We start from the raw sequence: 16,303 nt of genomic DNA on the forward strand, positions 1-16,303 counted from the left end.
GGCGGCAACCGGATGCCGGTTGCCGCCCACAGCGGTTCATCAGCTGACGTGAGCCCTGACCGCGGCGATGTACCAGTACCACGCCCCCGACGGGTCGTGCGGCATCGGCGGCCAGTTGTTGATGATGGCCAGCAGCTCCCAGTACCGGGCGTTGCGCGGGTCGGCGCCCGCCTCGAACTGGGCCAGCAGCTCACGGCGCAGCTCCGGGCCGTCCTCGACGCCGCGGGCGGCGGCGAAGGCGGCGAACAGCTCGTCCACAATGGCCCCGGCCTCGGGCGAGGCAGGGTCCAGACCCGCCTTGTCGGCGGCGCCGGCCTTCTCTTGGACCAGCCCGAACAGGCGCTGCTGGGTGGCGTCGTCCACCGGCATCGGGCCGTCGGCGAAGGACTTCTTGCCCATCCGGCGCAGCGTGTCGCGGAAGTCCTCGTCGGCGACGAGTTCGGCCAACTCGACCCACGCCTCGACCTGCTCCGGCGTCGGGTCGTCCGGCAGGTCCGGTTTCGCCGAGCGGAACCTGGCCTCGAACTCCTTCGACACCGGGATGTCCCGGAAGATGGTGTCCAGGAACTCGTCGATGATGCGACGGCGTTCCTCGGTGGTGGCCCTGGCGATGTCCTGCATGCGAGTCAACTCCTCGGTTGTCGGATTCCGCTTGGCGACGGCCCGCAGGATCGAGCGGTGCAGCCGCAGGGTGCGGATCTGTGCGTCCAGCGCATCGGCCTGCGCCGCGGCCACCTCGGCCAGCGTCGCCTGGTGCTCCAGCACCTGACGCACGGTGGCGAGGTCCAGCCCCAGCTCACGCAGGGTGCGGACGAGGTCAAGGCGCAGCACCGAACCGGAGTCGTACTGCCGGTACCCCGAGGCCGTCCGCGCCGTCTCCGGCACCAGGCCGATGTCGGAGTAGTAGCGGACGGTTTTGACCGACAGGCCGGTCAGTTCGGCAAGCTCGCCGATGGTCAAGCTGGACATACGAGGAATCGTGGACCTTCCAGTAACGGGAGACTCAACCCCGATCCTGGCGTGAGCCGCCTCACGCTGCACACTCGAGGTCTGGACAACTACTGGGAGGTACGTGTGCTGTCCACACCTGCGAGCCGGTTCAGGGCCATCGCGATCGCCGAGGCGGTGTCCTGGGCGGGGCTGTTGCTGGGCATGTTCTTCAAGTACGTGGTCGTGCAGAACGAGATCGGGGTGAAGGTCTTCGGCCCCGTGCACGGCGTGCTGTTCCTGGCCTACCTCGGCATCACGCTGATGGTCCGCGACCCGCTGGGCTGGAACGCTCGGACGACGGTGCTGGGCCTGCTGGCCGGTATACCGCCGTTCGGGTCGGTGATTTTCGAGCGGTGGGTTTCACGGAAGAACCGTCGTGAGGTGCTCGAACCGGCGAGCTGAGGACGCGATCCGGCGAATTTACCGCACAGGATCGATAATTCGCCGAATCGGCTCTTGAACTGCTCTACCCTGTGAAATAGTTTCGTTATAAAGCTGGGTCTCGCGGGGGCGGGCGATAAGGGGTGTTGGATGCCTGGGGACAAGCCGGCGCTTCGCACGTTGGCGGACAAACTGAATCATTTGTTCGACAAGGTCCGCCCCGCGGGGCGCGGCGCCTACAGCAATGAGGACGTCGCCAACGCGCTGGCCGACGCGGGCGGCCCGTCGATCTCGGCGGGCTACATCTGGCTGCTTCGCAAGGGCCAGCGGGACAACCCCACCATGAAGCACCTCGAGGCGCTCGCCCGCTTCTTCGGGGTGCCGCCCGCGTACTTCTTCGACGACAAAGCCACCGAAGATGTGGCCGCGGAGCTTGCGTTGTTGAACGCGATGCGCAACGTTGGAGTCGAGAAGGTCGCGCTGCGAGCGGCAGGGCTCTCCGAGCGCAGTCTCGACTCGATCATCGACATGATCGAGCGGGTCCGTGAGCTGGAGGGCTTGGCCAGGGATCCCTCTCCCCGGGCAACCGGGCAGTGAGCCGATGGGTTCCCTATGATCGTGCAGACGTGGCGACAAGCAGGGCAGGGGCTTGAGAGCATGAGCCTGAGACAGGTACGGCGTCGCTGCGACGCGCGGGTGGCCGGGTTGACCATCCCGACCCCGTTCGACGTCCGTGAGCTGTGCCGTTCCCTCGAACCGGGTCGCGGCCGACCCATTCGGCTGATGCCGGTGCCGATGCCGTCCGGCAGCCCGGTGGGCATGTGGATCTCCACCGCGGGCGCGGACTATATCTTCTACGAGGAGCGCACCAGCCCGCTGCACCAGGAGCACATCATCCTGCACGAGATCGGGCACCTGCTCTGCGAGCACGAGGCCACCCCGGTCATCGGCGAGGAGACCACCCAGCTTCTGCTGCCCAACCTGAATCCGGCGATGGTGCAGCGGGTGCTCGGTCGCACCCACTACACCGCGGTGGAGGAGCAGGAGGCTGAGATGATCGCCTCGATGATCCTGGAGCGCGCCAGCCGCGACCCGCTGGAGGACAGCTGGGAGGCACCCGCGGAGGCCGCGGGTGTACTGGCCCGCATCGAGGGCTCACTGCGCACCTCGGGATAAACAGAATCGGCTCCATACTGTGGACAATTTCCGTGCGTCGACAAGTTTTTATCACCGAGGTCCGGAAAATGCCTGAATCGAACATTGTTATCTTCCTGACGTGACCGACGAGAAAACACCACTGTGGCCCGCCGGGTTGGCGTTGGGCGCCGCGGTGGTGATCAGCTGGGTGGCCGCCGCGGCCAGGGTCGCGATACCGCTCAGCGATGTCGTCCTCCCACTGGCCGTCCTCGCGCTGTTGGTCGCGGTCTGGTTCGGGGCGGGTCGTTCCCGGGTGCCGATGCCGGTTGTGGTCGGTGCCGCGATCGCCTCCGCCGCCTGGTTCCTGGTGTGGCCCATCGAGGCCAACGTGCTCGCCACCCGGTGGTCGACGGCGGCGCTGGTCGGCGGCGCGGTCGCGGCCTGCGCGGTGCTGCTGTTCCGATGGCCGCGCCTGGCGCTCCCGGCGGGCGTGCTGACGACCGTCGCGGCGGGCGGCCTGGTGATCCTCGCCGGGCAGCCGGTGATCGACGTGTGGATCATCCTGCGGGACAGCGCCTGGGGCCTGTCCGCGGGCGGCAACCCCTATGAACTGACGTTCCTGGACGTGCCGCCGGGCCAGACCTGGAACTGCTTCAACTACCTGCCGGTGACGTTTCTGGCCACCTCGCCCGCGCAATGGCTGCTCGGCGACGTGCGCTGGGCCGGTGTCGCCGGTCTCGCGGGCACCGCGGGCCTGCTCGCCTGGCACGCCGGGCAGCGGCGGACCGGGATGGCGCTCGCGTTGCTGGTGGCCGCCGTGCCGGGCGCGATGTTCCTCGTCCAGCAGGCCTGGACCGAGTTGCTGTTCCTGCCTGCGCTGGTCGGCGCCGCGGTGCTGATGGAACGCAACCGCTGGGCGTGGGCCGCGGTGCCGCTGGGGCTGGCGCTGGCCACCAAGCAACACGTGGTGCTCCTGCTGCCGCTGCTGTTGTTCTGGCCCAAGTTCGGCTGGCGCAAGGTGGTGGGCACCGGGCTGGTCGCGCTGGGGGTGTCGCTGCCGTGGCTGGCCGCCGACCCCGGCCGGTTCACCACCTGCACGGTGGACTTCTTCCTGGGCGCCGTGCCGCCGCCGCTGTCGCAATCGCTGTGGCTGGACCTGCCGCTGCCGCTGCGCGCCCCGGTGCTCGCGCTGGCCACCGTCGCCGCGTTCGCGCTGCTGGTCTACCGCTGCCCGCGCACCGGATCGGGCTTCCTGCTGGCGTCCGGCACCCTGCTGATGGTGTTCACGCTGTTCAACAAGCAGTCGTTCCCGAACCAGTGGTGGCTCAACGCCGCGTTGATCGTCGCCGCGTTCGCGTTGTCCGAGTCACGCAAACCCGCCGACGAGGTCAGCCCAGCACCCCGTCACCGGTCTGACGCCACGGTTTCGTGATGAACACCGACACCAGCGCCATCGCGGCGGTGCAGGCCAGGCAGATCTCCAGGGTCGCCGCGGTGGAGGTCGCGCTGCCGCGCAGCACCAGGTAGGTCGCGCCGAAGGTGATGCCCGCGTCCAGCACCTCCATGGCCAGCAGCGACTGCGTGTGCCGCCGCTGTAGGTACACGGTGAGCGCGGGCTTGGCGATCAGCGCGGGCGGAATCCGCAGCAGCACGATCATCGCGGCCCAGCCCGCCGCCGCGCCCCAGGAGTGCGCGGTGAACGCAGCGGGCAGCAGGGAGCCGAGCGCGCCGAGCACGGCGAACACGGTCAGGAACGTGAGCGTTTCGGCGGCCAGGGTAAGCACCAGCACCCAGCCGATGGCGATCAGCCTGCCGCCGCGATCGGTGGTCGAGTCCACACCCTGGGGTTTAACAGGATCAGGTGTCGAAGTCACCGCTGGCCCGGCGAACCTTGGCCAACAGCTCGGTGAGCTGTTGGGTCTCGGCGGTGTCCAGTCCACGCAGCCCGAAGTCGATGTCCACGATGGCCTCGGTGGCCACCTCGCGCAGCTCACGACCCGCTTCGGTGATCTCCACCAGCGTGGTGCGCCGGTCGGTGGGGTGCGGGATGCGCTTGACCAGGTGCTCGGCTTCCAGGCGGTCCACGATGTTGGTCACGCTGGTGGGGTGCAGCTGGAGCCGCTCGCCCATGACCCGCATCGGGAGGCTGCCGCGGCGAGAGAAGTACAACAGCACCAGCGCCTCGTAGCGGGCGAAGGTCAGCCCGTGCGGCTTCAGCGCGGCGTCCACAGCGGACTGCACGATCTGCTGGACGCGCATCACGCTCGTGACCGCCGCCATCCGGTCGGAGGGTCCGATGCGTTCCGACCACAGGCTCGCGGCGCGGTCGATCGGGTCGAACGGCAGCGGACGCGACGGGGTCATGGCCAGCGACGCTACCAGCGCGTCACCTGCTCGGGCGCACACCTACCCCGCCGAGGCGAACCTTCGGCGCGAGTCTCAGCACGAGGATGCCAACCGCCAGCAGCATCGCCGCGAAGATCCCGCTGATCTCGAAGCCCACCACCTTTTCTGTGGCGCCGGTGGTCAGTCCGTCGAAGCCGACCTGGGACACCGCGTACAGGCCCGCCGCGGCAAGCAACAGCCCCGCCACCGCGGCCACCGTGTTCGCCCACCCGGTGTTGCCCTCCGCGGCTGGGGATTTGACCTGCTCGAAGCGGCGGAACAGGACCACCAGCACCAGCGCGCACATGGTGCAGGCGAGCCACCACAGCGGCACGATCGCCCACCACCCCGCCGACGCGGGGGCGGGTGGGCGCAGACCGGTGAGCATGCGCAGACCCTCGGCGGCGAAGGCGGCGGTGAGGTGCCAGCAGAAGATCGTCATGATCACGCTGTTGCCCAGCACCACCAGCCGCCACACCGCGGGTCGCCGCAGCCACCGGTTGGCGGCGTCGCGCACCAGCAGCGCCAGCCCTGTCAGCCACACCCCGTGCACCAGCAGCGCGAACGTCGGCGGCGCCATGTTCGACGTCGGCGCCTCCGGCAGGCCCACCATCAGCACCGGGTAGGTGTCGGTGACGACCGTCAGCACGATCACCGTCGCCAGCCCGCCGACGGCCATCGCGGCGGACACCCCGCGGCGGGTCAGCGTGCCGTCGGCGTAGAGGTAGCCAAGTTGGTGGATGGCGGGCCAGACGATCACCAGGTTGAGCACGTCCACCCGCGGGTCGCCGAGGGCGTCCACCAGGATCGCGGCCAAACCCAGCCACACCACCACGATCGCGCCGAAGCGGCGGTGCGCGCGGTAGGCGAGCGGCGCCAGCAGCACCACGAGCAGGTACACGCCGAGGAACCACAGCGGAGTCGTCACCCGGTCCGCGGCCGTCGCCACCGGCCCGGTCTCCAGCCCGGTGAACTGGAGGACGGCGGCGATCACCGCCCAGATCAGCAGGAATCCCAGCGCGGGCGGCAGCAGCCGGTTGGTGCGCGCGTGCAGGAACGTGGCCAGGCTCTGGTGGTGCCGCAGCGCGCGGGCGTGGGAGAAGCCGCCGATCAGGAAGAACAGCGGCATCACCTGCCACAGCCAGGTGGACAGCTGAAACGGCAGCCGGGTCGTGATCCCGCCGGTTCCGTGCACGATGAGCAGCGTCATCAGCCAGTGGCCGTAGGCCACGGCGAGGATCGAGCCGAGCCGCAGCGCGTCGGCGAAGCGGTCCCGGTCCTGCGGCGTGCGGTCCTCGATCGCCGCCGCGTCAAACCCGCGCATGTGCGCAAGTCTGTCATTGGCGGTTTGCCCGATTGCGCACCACCACCGTGAGGCACCCTGGAGGCATGCTTGTTGCCTTCAGCATCGCCCCGTCCGGGGGCGAGTCCGACAGCGTCAGCGCCGCCGTCGCCGAAGCCGTCCGCATCGTCCGCGAGTCCGGCCTGCCGAACGAGACGAACGCGATGTTCACGAACATCGAGGGCGAGTGGGACGAGGTGATGGCCGTGGTCAAACAGGCCGTGGACGTCCTCGCCGCCCGCTTCCCGCGCGTCAGCCTGGTCCTCAAGGCCGACATCCGCCCCGGTCACACCGGTCAGCTTCAGGCGAAGGTCGACCGCGTCGAGCAGCACCTGGCGGAGGGTTCAACCGGTCTTTGAGCGGTACCCACACCTAGAGGCACTAGACAGAGGTGACCGGGGCCACGGTGGTCCGAATTAGTTGGACGTCCTACTATTGGAAATAGTTGTGCGACGAGGCCAACGTGGAGGCTTGCAGCATGTCCCAGGGTTATGACGAGCGCTTTGCCGACATCGAGGCCGGGCGTGAGCGCTGGCAGCAGCGGTACGCCGCGGCCGAAGCCAAGGGCCAGGTTCGTGACGCGGACTTCACCACGCTCTCGGGCGTCGAGGTCGACCCCGTGTACGGCCCACGTCCCGGTGAGACGGTGGAGGGCTTCGAACGCATCGGCTGGCCTGGTGAGTACCCCTACACCCGCGGCCTGTACCCGACCGGCTACCGCGGCAGGCAGTGGACGATCCGCCAGTTCGCGGGCTTCGGCAACGCCCAGCAGACCAACGAGCGGTACAAGATGATCCTGGCGCGCGGCGGCGGTGGCCTCTCGGTGGCCTTCGACATGCCGACGCTGATGGGCCGCGACTCCGACGAGCCCCGCTCCATCGGCGAGGTCGGCCACTGCGGCGTCGCCATCGACTCCGCGGCCGATATGGACATCCTGTTCAGCGACATCCCGCTGGAGCAGGTCACCACGTCCATGACGATCTCCGGTCCGGCCGTGCCCGCCTTCTGCATGTACCTGGTGGCCGCCGAGCGGCAGGGTGCGGACATCACCAAGCTCAACGGCACGCTGCAGACCGACATCTTCAAGGAGTACATCGCCCAGAAGGAGTGGCTGTTCGCTCCCGAGCCGCACCTGCGGCTGATCGGCGACCTGATGGAGTACTGCGCGCAGAACATCCCCGCGTACAAGCCGCTGTCGGTGTCCGGCTACCACATCCGCGAGGCCGGGGCGACCGCCGCGCAGGAGTTGGCGTTCACCCTCGCCGACGGCTTCGGCTACGTCGAGCTTGGCCTGTCCCGCGGCTTGGACATCAACACCTTCGCGCCGGGCTTGAGCTTCTTCTTCGACGCGCACATCGACTTCTTCGAGGAGATCGCCAAGTTCCGCGCCGCCCGCCGTATCTGGGCCCGCTGGCTGCGCGACGTTTACGGCGCCACCAGCGAGAAGGCCCAGTGGCTGCGCTTCCACACCCAGACCGCGGGCGTCTCCCTGACCGCGCAGCAGCCGGACAACAACATCGTCCGCACCGCCGTCGAGGCGATGGCCGCCGTGCTCGGCGGCACGAACTCCCTGCACACCAACGCCCTGGACGAGGTGCTCGCCCTGCCAAGCGAGCGGGCCGCCCAGATCGCGCTGCGCACCCAGCAGGTGATCATGGAGGAGACCGGCGTCACCAACGTCGCCGACCCGCTGGGCGGCTCCTGGTACGTGGAGGCCCTCACCGACAAGATCGAGGCCGAGGCCGAGCGCATCTTCGACCGCATCAAGGACATGGCCCGCGTCGCCCACCCCGACGGCAACCACCCCATCGGCGAGATGACCTCCGGCATCCTGCGCGGCATCGAGGACGGCTGGTTCACCGGCGAGTCCGCCGACTCCGCCTTCGCCTACCAAGTGGCCCTGGAGAAGGGCGACAAGAAGATGGTGGGTGTCAACTGCCACACCGACTCGCTGTCGGAGGACCTGGAGATCCTGCGCATCAGCCACGAGGTCGAGCGCGAGCAGAACCGGGTGCTGGCCCAGCGCCGCGCCGCCCGCGACCAGTCCGCCGTCGACAAGACCATCGCCGACATGGTGGAAGCCTCCCGCAACGGCGCCAACATGATCGAGCCGATGCTGGCCGCCTGCCGCGCCGAGGCGACCATGGGCGAGATCTGCAACGCCCTGCGCGACGAGTGGGGCGTCTACACCGAACCCGCCCGCTTCTGACAGCTCGGCGAGGAGCCGCACCCGGCCCCTCGCCGACGGGGACAGTCGGACTGAAGCCCGCGCTGGTCATCGGTCGGGCTGAATCCCTCGCGCACTGGGCGGCGGTCGGCCTCAAAGCCCTCGCCCGAGGGCACGGCGGCGCCTGAAGCCCGTCCGTGTCGAACCCGGGAACAGCCCACCCGGAAGCCTAGGCTGAACAGTGGGGGTGCCTCCGTCCGGAAACGCCCTGCGTCGACACCATGATCGCGCAGGTCATCATCATGACGACGCAGGGCGACATCATGCGCTTTCCGGGGATTCCCGCCCCGTACAGGCGGGGCGCGGTGGTGTGACGTTCGCGCCAATGCGGGGATGTGGCCGGGGTGTGGGCGAGCTTCTGTGCGAGCTGGGTGCCGCTCATGCCAGGATGGAACCGTGACGAGGCCAGATCCACGTAAGACCGCTGCTCTCTCCGCCGCGCTCGCCGGAGCTGTCGACCTGTCCGGGCTGAAGGCGCGGGCCGACGCGGCCGCTCGCCAGCCCGTCGCCGGTGCGGGTACCGCTGCCAACGGGGCGGGCGCCCCGACGTCGGGCGGCAAGTACGTCATCGACGTGACCGAGGAGACCTTCGAGACCGAGGTCGTCGCGAAGTCGCTGCAGGTGCCGGTCATCGTGGACCTGTGGGCCACCTGGTGCGGCCCGTGCAAGCAGCTTTCCCCGGTGCTGGAGCGGCTGGCCGAGGCCGCGAACGGCGCCTGGGTGCTGGCCAAGATCGACGTGGACGCCAATCCGCGCATCGCGCAGGTCTTCGGGGTGCAGTCGGTGCCGACCGTGGTGGCCATCGCGGGCGGACGGCCGGTGGACGCCTTCGCGGGCGCGCTGCCCGAGCCGCAGATCCGTGAGTGGATCAACGGCCTGCTGGACGCCCTCCGCGACAAGCTGCCCGGCATCGCCGCCGCCGAGGCCGGTGCGGGCGGGGTCGTCGCCGAGCCGGAAGAGGTCAACGACCCCCGGTTCACCGCCGCCGAGGACGCGTTCGAGCGGGGCGACTACGCCGCCGCCGAGACCGCCTACCAGCAGATCCTGGACGCCGAGCCGAACAACGAGGAAGCCAAGGCCGCGATCGCGCAGGTCCGCTTCGCCGCCCGCGCCGAGTCCACCGATCCCTCCGTGGTCGCCGCCGCGGACGCCAACCCGGACGACCTGGACGCCCAACTCGCCGCGGCCGACGCCCAGCTTGCCGAGCAGGACGTGGACGGCGCCTTCAACCGCCTCATCGCCACCGTGCGCCGCACCGCAGGTGACGAGCGCGACAAGGCCCGCGCCCACCTGATCAGCCTGTTCGACCTGTTCCCCGTTGACGACGAGCGCGTCGCCAAGGCCCGCCGCAACCTCGCCAGCGCGTTGTTCTGACCTGTTCAGTCCTTGAACTTCGTCAGGCAGGGCTGCTTGCCGTCGAGGAAACCGATCCGGAACGACTCGACTCGGGCGAAGCCGGACGGAACGGTGCGACCGTCCACGTCGGCGGCGATCAGGCTGCGTTTGGACAGCAACTCGGCGATGGCCTCGTCCAGGTCGCCCGCGGCCAGCCTCAGGTCGCCGATGGGGTTGCGCTTGCCCCACGGGTGCTCCAGCAGCAGGCCGCTCCAGGCGCCGACCAGGCACGCGGTGCGCAGCGCGGCGATCTCGCCGGTCAGCGACATGCCCGCCTGCTGCTGAACGGACAACACGTAGCGCGAGGCGATCTCGGCGAACGCGGCGAAGTCGCCGAGACCCGAGGACACCGCGCTGCCGCGGCGCAGCGGGGCGCCGATGCGGGCCAGCCGTTCCAGGTCCAGCGGCACCAGGTTCTCCTTGGGGCAGAACGCGGCGGGCGTGGTCCTGGCCTGGCACGCCCCGGCCAATGCCAGCCGCGGCGGGGTGAAGCCGCCGCCCTCGAAGGCGAGGTCGAGGTGGCGGCCGATGGTGGCAACGCTCTGTTGGTCGATGCGCAGTTCGCCGCCGCTGATTTGCTCCTGGGCGCTCTGGAAGCCAAAGGCGGTGATCCGGTTCCGCACCTCGGCCAGGTCGATCGCCCGGCACCGCGCCGGTCCCTCGGCGAAGCCGAGTTGAAAGCCGAGTACCCGGTCGAAGGCGTTGCCGTGCGCGCCCTGCCGGGTGAACGCCGACCCCGCCTGATCGCGGATGAAGAACACCGCCGACAGCACGGCGTTCAGGCCGTCCCCGGTGGACATCTGGAAATGCGGCGCCTTGCCCTCGGCGACGTGGCGGAAGAACGCGCCCGCGTAGCAGTCGGCCTGCTGCTCCAGCACGATCGTCGGCGTTGCCTGGCTGATGTCGCCCAGCTTGTGCTGGATCAGGTGCCCCGTCTCGTGCGCCAGCACGGTGACCACGGCCAGCGGCCCGAAGTTCTCCGCGAGCAGCGGCAGAAGCTGTCCGCGGTCCCAGGCGATGGTGTCTTCGCGCGGACAGTAGAACGCGTTGATCTGGCCTGCGGTGCTGGTGCGGCAGACCACCTGCGGCGCGCCCGCCGAGTCGTAGGAGACCATCCGCGACACCGGCTGGAACGGTTGGCGGAACTCCGCCTGGAACCGCTCATCCCAGAAGCCCTGCACATCCGCCATCGCATTGGTGGCCAGCCGGTCCATCTCGCCGCCGTCGGCGCCTACCGCGGTGACCGGGACGTCCGCCGCGCCGGGTTTGGGGCCGCTCGGGCCGTTGCTCACCGGAAGCCCGGCCACGGTGCCAACCTCGATGCCGCCCACCGGCCGCGCGGTGCCCGCGATGGGCTGCGAGCAGGCGGCCGGTAAGACCGCTGCGAGCACCATCACAAGGGCGCTTGCCCGTTTCCACCCACTGCGCACGGTTTCCCCTTGCCCCACTTCCGCACTGGCCATTGCACCCTACTGGTGGCGGGTGTGTAAGGTTCAGTAACTGTTACTTCGAGTAACACCCAGGAGTGGTAATGGCCAGGATTCGCTGGAGACGCTTCGCCGCCGTCATGGCGGCAGGCCTGGTCGGAACGGCGCTGATCGGAGCCGGGCTCGCCGAGGGCGCGCTGGCCGCGTCCTTCACGGTGGCGGGTACCAGTTTCCGCGGCTCCGCCGACGGATTGAGCGGCACCGGCTTCGTCCAGTACGGCACGGTGGTCCGCAGCGAGCACGATGCACACGGCGTCGTGCAGACCACCTTCCGCACCGCGACGATGGACAACCTGTGCATGTCCATGCACAGCCCGAACCTCCCCGGTTTCGGCCCGCTCACCATGAAGGTGGCCTCCGGCGGCGGCAAGCCGGTCACCTCCGACAACCTCGCCGTCGCGCTCACCTCGCTGACCGGCGACCTGGTCGCCAACAACGTGGAGATGGGCGTGGACGCGGGCCCGCTCGGCGGCACCCCGGGCGAGTTCGGGCTGAGCGCCCCCACCGTCTCCGTGCGTGACCTGCGCATGGAGGGCCGGTCGGTGACCGCGGGGACACTGCGCTTCAACGACCTGCACCTCACCGTGAGCCCAGGCGCCAAGGGCTGCTGGTGAACCGCGCCTGGCGGCAGCGGCGCCCGTTGCCCGCAGGCGTGTTCGTCGCGCTGGCGGGCTTGGCGATCCTCGTCCCGCCGTTCACCACCCTGCGCCTGGGGGACATGGTGATCTCGATCAGCGCCATCGGCGGCGCCTCCGCGCTGCTCATCGGCACCCTGCTGCTGGTGGCGGCAGGCTCGCTGGTGTTCCGTCCGGAGTTCCGGGTGGCCGCGGGCACGGCGGCGTTCCTGTTGTCGCTGCTATCGCTGGTCACCACCAACCTCGGCGGCTTCCTGCTCGGACTGGTCTTCGGCCTGGTCGGCGCCGCTCTGGCGCTCGCCTGGACCCCGCAAGAGACGGCCGCCTGATGCGCAGGCTCGTGGCGCTGGCCGCCGTCGCCGCCCTGGGCATGGCGCTGCCCGCGGCGGCCAAGCCCACGAGCGAGCCCTGGACGGTCACTGCCGAGGAGCTGGAACTGTCCGGCGTGGACTACCGCGGCATCACGAACTTGGGCACCGGCCGGGTGCTGGAGTTCCACGCCCGCCGCCTCACCGCCCGCGACCTGGCCATGAGCACCACCGGCAAAGTCCCCACCCGCATCACCAACAACGGACACACCGCCATCATCACCGGCTCACCGGTCCGTATGTACGTGAAACGCCTACGCGGCACCGTGATCGGCGTCCCGGTGGACTTCACCCCCGAACACCCACCACCGGTGGCCCCGCCATGGCTGCGCCTGCGCCACGCCCGCGTCGACGCCGTGGCAATCTTCGCCACCTCGCTGCAACTGCCGGGCGCAAAAGTATCCACTTAGCGAGCTCACCGCTCCAGGCAGGAAGAGACGCCGCCGTCCACGCCCGCGCGGAACTCGGCCACCCGGTCGAAGCCCGAACCCGAACTCCGCCCGTTCACATCGCGGCCCGCGTAGTCGCTGGCCAGCAGTAACTGCACGGCCTCGTCCAGATCACCAGGGGACAGGCCCCGCTGCGCCATGAGACCGCCGGTGAACGCCCCCGCCAGGCACACCGCGTCCCGCCCGGCCGCGCCGCCCTCGATCGGACGATCCAGCGCACTGACAGCGGCGAGCGCGTACCGCCCGGCCAGCAGCAGCACCGTGGCGAAGTCGCCCGCCTTGCCGCGCAACGAGTCCAGCTCCGCCCGCGAGGTCACCGCCACCGAGCCGTCCCGACACAGGCTGACCGGCCCCTGCGGCGCCCCGCAGTCGGCCTTCGCCGACACCGCGGGCGGCGTCCACGCCTTCCCCCGCGCCCGCACCGCCGCGCCGAAGAACGCCGCCGCCTGCCCGGCCACCGTCTCCACGGTGAGATCCCGCTGCGCCTGCCCGTCCGCATCGGGGAACTGACGCAACGCGAAGCTCCGGTTGTCCACGCTGAGCTTCGAGCACAGCACGGGTCCGTCGCGGAACCCGTCCTGGAGCGCCGAAACCCGGTCGAACGCGCTGCCATGCGCCGTCGCATCACCCTGCGCCGTGCCCACCGGATCGCGGAACACCACCAGCGCCCGCAACGCCGAGTCCAGCTGCGCCCCGTCTATCCGCAGATGCGGCGCCTTCCCGTCGGACACCCATCGCACGAACGCCCCCGCGTAGCAATCCGCCATCGACTCGATGAGGATCGTCGGATACCGCGCGGGCTCCTTGCGCCGCTCCTCCGCGCCGATCCCCGCCCGCTCGTGCACCGCATGCCCCATCTCATGCGCCAGCACCAGCATCACCGCCGCGTTGCCGTACCGGTCCTGCAACAGCGGCAGCAGCGCGCTGCGGTCCCAGGAGATCGCGTCCACCGTCGGGCAGTACAGCGCGTTGCCCTGCAACTCGCCCGCCCGGGACGTGCACGGCGGCGGCTTGCCCGCATCGCGGGAGGTGTCCACCGAGTAGTACCCGCCGTGCAGTTCGTCCCACCGCGCGCCGAATGTCGCCGGATACGTCCGCCCCCAGAAGGCGCGCAGGTCCGTCACGGTGGCCGCGGCCAGCTGGTCGATTTCCGCTCCGTCGGTGCCCTTGATGAACGAGGTGTCCACCCCGCCCTTGGTCACCGCGTCGCCAGGAACCGCCGTGCCAGGCACAGCGCTGGTGCAGCCAACGCAGAGCAGCGCCACGAGTCCAAGCACCAGACGCCACATGGGCGTCATTGTCGCCGTACTACTCCGGTGCCAGCCAGACGACCCCGGCGGGCGGGACCTGCAACACCGCCGAGGCGGGCCGCCCATGCCAGGACACCTCGTCCGCGGTGACCGCGCCCAGGTTGCCGACCCCGGAGCCGCCGTAGTGCTCGGCGTCGGTGTTCACGATCTCTCGCCACACACCCGCGTGCGGCAGGCCCAGGCGGTAGTCGTGGTGGGGGACACCGGCGAAGTTGGCCACGCACGCCAGCACCGAACCGTCCGCGCCGTAGCGCAGGAACGACAGCACGTTGTTGGCCGCGTCGTTGCCGTCGATCCAGGAGAAGCCCTGCCAGCTGGTGTCCTGCGAGTACAGTGCCGGAGTCTCCTTGTACACCGCGTTGAGGTCGGTGACGAGCTTGCTGATGCCCGAGTGCAGCGGGTAGTCCAGCAGGTGCCATTCCAGCGACCCGTCGGCGTTCCACTCCGCGGGCTGCCCCAGCTCGCCGCCCATGAACAGCAGCTGCTTGCCGGGGTGCGCCCACATGAACGCCAGCAGCGCCCGCACACCCGCCGCCTTGTTCCACTCGTCGCCGGGCATCCGCGACCACAGCGAACCCTTGCCGTGCACCACCTCGTCATGCGACAGCGGCAGGATGTAGTTCTCGCTCCACGCGTACACCAGCGAGAACGTCATCTCGTTGTGGTGGAACGTGCGGTGCACCGGGTCCTTCTTCAGGTAGCCCAGCGAATCGTGCATCCAGCCCATGTTCCACTTGAACCCGAAACCAAGCCCGCCCAGATGCGTCGGCCGGGTCACCCCCGGCCACGCGGTGGACTCCTCGGCGATCATCATGGTGCCGGGGTGTCGCTTGTAGACGGTCGCGTTGAGTTCCTGGAGGAACTGCACCGCCTCCAGGTTCTCCCGCCCGCCGTGGGCGTTGGGCGACCACTGGCCCTGCTCGCGGGAGTAGTCCAGGTACAGCATCGACGCCACCGCGTCCACCCGCAGACCGTCGATGTGGAACTCGTCGATCCAGTACAGGGCGTTGGCCACCAGGAAGTTGCGCACCTCGTTGCGGCCGAAGTCGAAGATCAGCGTGCCCCAGTCGGGGTGCTCGCCGCGGTGCGGGTCGGCGTGCTCGTACAGCGGCTTGCCCTCGAACCGCGCCAGCGCCCAGTCGTCGCGGGGGAAGTGCGCGGGCACCCAGTCCATGATCACGCCGATGCCGCGCTGGTGCAGCGCGTCCACGAAGTGCCGGAACTCATCCGGCGAGCCGAACCGCGAGGTCGGCGCGTAGTACGAGGTGACCTGGTACCCCCACGACCCGCCGAACGGGTGCTCCGCCACCGGCAGCAACTCGATGTGCGTGAAGCCCAGCGAGGACACGTACTCGCTCAGCTGCTCGGCGAGTTCGAGGTAGTTCAGGCCGGGCCGCCACGAGCCGAGGTGCACCTCGTACACGCTGACCGGTGCGCGGGAGATGTCGGTGGCCTCGCGCCGCGACACCCATTCCGCGTCGCCCCAGTCGTATCGGCTGCTCCCGCCGTGCACGATGGACGCCGTCGCGGGCGGCACCTCGGTGCGAAACGCCATCGGGTCGGACTTCTCCACCCAGCGCCCGTCGGCGCCGAGGATGCGGAACTTGTACCGGGCGCCGGGTTCCAGTCCGGGGATGAAGATCTCCCACACCCCGGAGCCGCCCAGCGAGCGCATGGGATTGCCCTGGCCGTTCCAGCCGTCGAAGTCGCCGCAGACGCGAACGCCGCGGGCCGAGGGCGCCCACACCGCGAAGGAGGTCCCCCGGACCGTCCCGTGCGGGGTGTCATACGAGCGGGGATGCGCGCCGAGCGCCTCCCAGAGCCGCTCGTGGCGGCCCTCGGCGATCAGGTGCAGATCGAGTTCGCCCACCGTGGGCAGCCAGCGGTACGGGTCGTCGCAGACCTGCCGCTGGTCCCCGTAGCGGACCTCCAGCCGGTAGTCGCCGGGCGGTGCCGCGACCACACCGGAGTAGAGCGGACCCTCCACGCGTTGCAACGGGAAACGCCGGTCCCCGATGAGCACGTCCACCCCGTCGGAATGGGGTTTGAGCGCCCGGACGACGCTGCCGTCGGGATGCGGATGCGAGCCGAGCACCCCATGCGGATCATGGTGGTCGCCGGACAACAGGGCGCCGACCACCTCCGCGGGCGGCGCGCACACCGCGTCGACGCTTGACAGTGGCCGGGCAGCCATTGA

Annotated in this window: 17 protein-coding genes; 10 read left to right on the forward strand and 7 right to left on the reverse strand. The window is 69.8% G+C overall.

The window, feature by feature from the left end:
• Window positions 1-39: 39 nt before the first annotated feature.
• Window positions 40-969 carry a MerR family DNA-binding transcriptional regulator gene (locus ACU6XJ_RS16810; protein WP_476312162.1) on the reverse strand — a complete coding sequence of 310 codons (930 nt, stop codon included), beginning with the start codon at window positions 967-969 and terminating at the stop codon, window positions 40-42.
• 51 nt (window positions 970-1,020) lie between these two features.
• Here ACU6XJ_RS16810 and ACU6XJ_RS16815 point away from each other — a divergent pair, with 51 nt between their 5' ends.
• From ACU6XJ_RS16815 to ACU6XJ_RS16830, 4 genes are all read left to right on the forward strand, one after another.
• Window positions 1,021-1,392, forward strand: a complete 372-nt coding sequence (locus tag ACU6XJ_RS16815; protein WP_476312164.1) for a DUF3817 domain-containing protein — start codon at window positions 1,021-1,023, stop codon at window positions 1,390-1,392.
• Window positions 1,393-1,572: 180 nt separating this feature from the next.
• On the forward strand, window positions 1,573-1,968 hold the full coding sequence (locus tag ACU6XJ_RS16820) for a helix-turn-helix domain-containing protein (protein ID WP_476312166.1): 396 nt from the start codon (window positions 1,573-1,575) through the stop codon (window positions 1,966-1,968).
• 60 nt (window positions 1,969-2,028) lie between these two features.
• On the forward strand, window positions 2,029-2,547 hold the full coding sequence (locus ACU6XJ_RS16825; RefSeq protein WP_476312168.1) for a hypothetical protein: 519 nt from the start codon (window positions 2,029-2,031) through the stop codon (window positions 2,545-2,547).
• 100 nt (window positions 2,548-2,647) lie between these two features.
• Window positions 2,648-3,940, forward strand: coding sequence for a hypothetical protein (locus ACU6XJ_RS16830; protein ID WP_476312170.1), 1,293 nt, complete (start codon window positions 2,648-2,650; stop codon window positions 3,938-3,940).
• On the opposite strand, the gene ACU6XJ_RS16835 is transcribed toward ACU6XJ_RS16830, so the two are convergent.
• The 3 genes from ACU6XJ_RS16835 to ACU6XJ_RS16845 are packed head-to-tail and all read right to left on the reverse strand — an operon-like array spanning window position 3,897 to window position 6,217.
• Window positions 3,897-4,346, reverse strand: a complete 450-nt coding sequence (locus ACU6XJ_RS16835) for a hypothetical protein (protein ID WP_476312173.1) — start codon at window positions 4,344-4,346, stop codon at window positions 3,897-3,899. The two genes, ACU6XJ_RS16830 and ACU6XJ_RS16835, sit on opposite strands and share 44 nt — an antisense overlap.
• A 19-nt stretch (window positions 4,347-4,365) precedes the next feature.
• Window positions 4,366-4,872, reverse strand: coding sequence for a MarR family winged helix-turn-helix transcriptional regulator (locus tag ACU6XJ_RS16840; RefSeq protein WP_476312175.1), 507 nt, complete (start codon window positions 4,870-4,872; stop codon window positions 4,366-4,368).
• A gap of 22 nt (window positions 4,873-4,894) precedes the next feature.
• Window positions 4,895-6,217 (reverse strand): acyltransferase family protein, encoded by a 1,323-nt coding sequence (locus ACU6XJ_RS16845; protein ID WP_476312177.1) that lies wholly within the window; start codon window positions 6,215-6,217, stop codon window positions 4,895-4,897.
• A 65-nt stretch (window positions 6,218-6,282) separates the two neighbouring features.
• Between ACU6XJ_RS16845 and ACU6XJ_RS16850 the strand changes: the two genes are divergently transcribed.
• The 3 genes from ACU6XJ_RS16850 to ACU6XJ_RS16860 all read left to right on the forward strand — a co-directional run bounded on the left by ACU6XJ_RS16850 (window position 6,283) and on the right by ACU6XJ_RS16860 (window position 9,836).
• A complete protein-coding gene (locus ACU6XJ_RS16850; protein ID WP_476312180.1) occupies window positions 6,283-6,594 on the forward strand; it encodes an MTH1187 family thiamine-binding protein in 312 nt (103 codons plus the stop codon).
• 119 nt (window positions 6,595-6,713) lie between these two features.
• Window positions 6,714-8,444, forward strand: coding sequence for an acyl-CoA mutase large subunit family protein (locus ACU6XJ_RS16855; protein WP_476312182.1), 1,731 nt, complete (start codon window positions 6,714-6,716; stop codon window positions 8,442-8,444).
• Between the two features lie 414 nt (window positions 8,445-8,858).
• Window positions 8,859-9,836 carry a tetratricopeptide repeat protein gene (locus tag ACU6XJ_RS16860; RefSeq protein ID WP_476312185.1) on the forward strand — a complete coding sequence of 326 codons (978 nt, stop codon included), beginning with the start codon at window positions 8,859-8,861 and terminating at the stop codon, window positions 9,834-9,836.
• A 5-nt stretch (window positions 9,837-9,841) separates the two neighbouring features.
• Here ACU6XJ_RS16860 and ACU6XJ_RS16865 read toward each other — a convergent pair whose 3' ends face one another.
• Window positions 9,842-11,251: a neutral zinc metallopeptidase gene (locus ACU6XJ_RS16865; RefSeq protein ID WP_476312188.1), complete on the reverse strand. Its 1,410-nt coding sequence runs from the start codon at window positions 11,249-11,251 to the stop codon at window positions 9,842-9,844.
• Window positions 11,252-11,388: 137 nt separating this feature from the next.
• Between ACU6XJ_RS16865 and ACU6XJ_RS16870 the strand changes: the two genes are divergently transcribed.
• From ACU6XJ_RS16870 to ACU6XJ_RS16880, 3 genes are read left to right on the forward strand one after another with little or no spacing between them, the layout of a single operon-like run.
• Entirely contained in the window at window positions 11,389-11,958 is a 570-nt protein-coding gene (locus ACU6XJ_RS16870) for a DUF6230 family protein (RefSeq protein WP_476312191.1), read from the forward strand.
• Window positions 11,955-12,308 (forward strand): DUF6114 domain-containing protein, encoded by a 354-nt coding sequence (locus ACU6XJ_RS16875; RefSeq protein ID WP_476312194.1) that lies wholly within the window; start codon window positions 11,955-11,957, stop codon window positions 12,306-12,308. Before ACU6XJ_RS16870 ends, ACU6XJ_RS16875 begins: the two co-directional genes overlap by 4 nt.
• Entirely contained in the window at window positions 12,308-12,757 is a 450-nt protein-coding gene (locus tag ACU6XJ_RS16880) for a hypothetical protein (RefSeq protein ID WP_476312197.1), read from the forward strand. The genes ACU6XJ_RS16875 and ACU6XJ_RS16880 overlap by 1 nt, the downstream gene beginning before the upstream one ends.
• Before the next feature lie 5 nt (window positions 12,758-12,762).
• Here ACU6XJ_RS16880 and ACU6XJ_RS16885 read toward each other — a convergent pair whose 3' ends face one another.
• Both ACU6XJ_RS16885 and glgB read right to left on the reverse strand, forming a co-directional pair.
• Complete coding sequence (locus tag ACU6XJ_RS16885; RefSeq protein ID WP_476312200.1) at window positions 12,763-14,085, reverse strand: neutral zinc metallopeptidase; 1,323 nt, start codon at window positions 14,083-14,085, stop codon at window positions 12,763-12,765.
• Between the two features lie 19 nt (window positions 14,086-14,104).
• Window positions 14,105-16,300 carry a 1,4-alpha-glucan branching protein GlgB gene (gene glgB, locus ACU6XJ_RS16890; protein ID WP_476312203.1) on the reverse strand — a complete coding sequence of 732 codons (2,196 nt, stop codon included), beginning with the start codon at window positions 16,298-16,300 and terminating at the stop codon, window positions 14,105-14,107.
• Between the last annotated feature and the right edge of the window lie 3 nt (window positions 16,301-16,303).

The sequence above is a fragment of the Actinorectispora metalli genome (assembly GCF_056323685.1).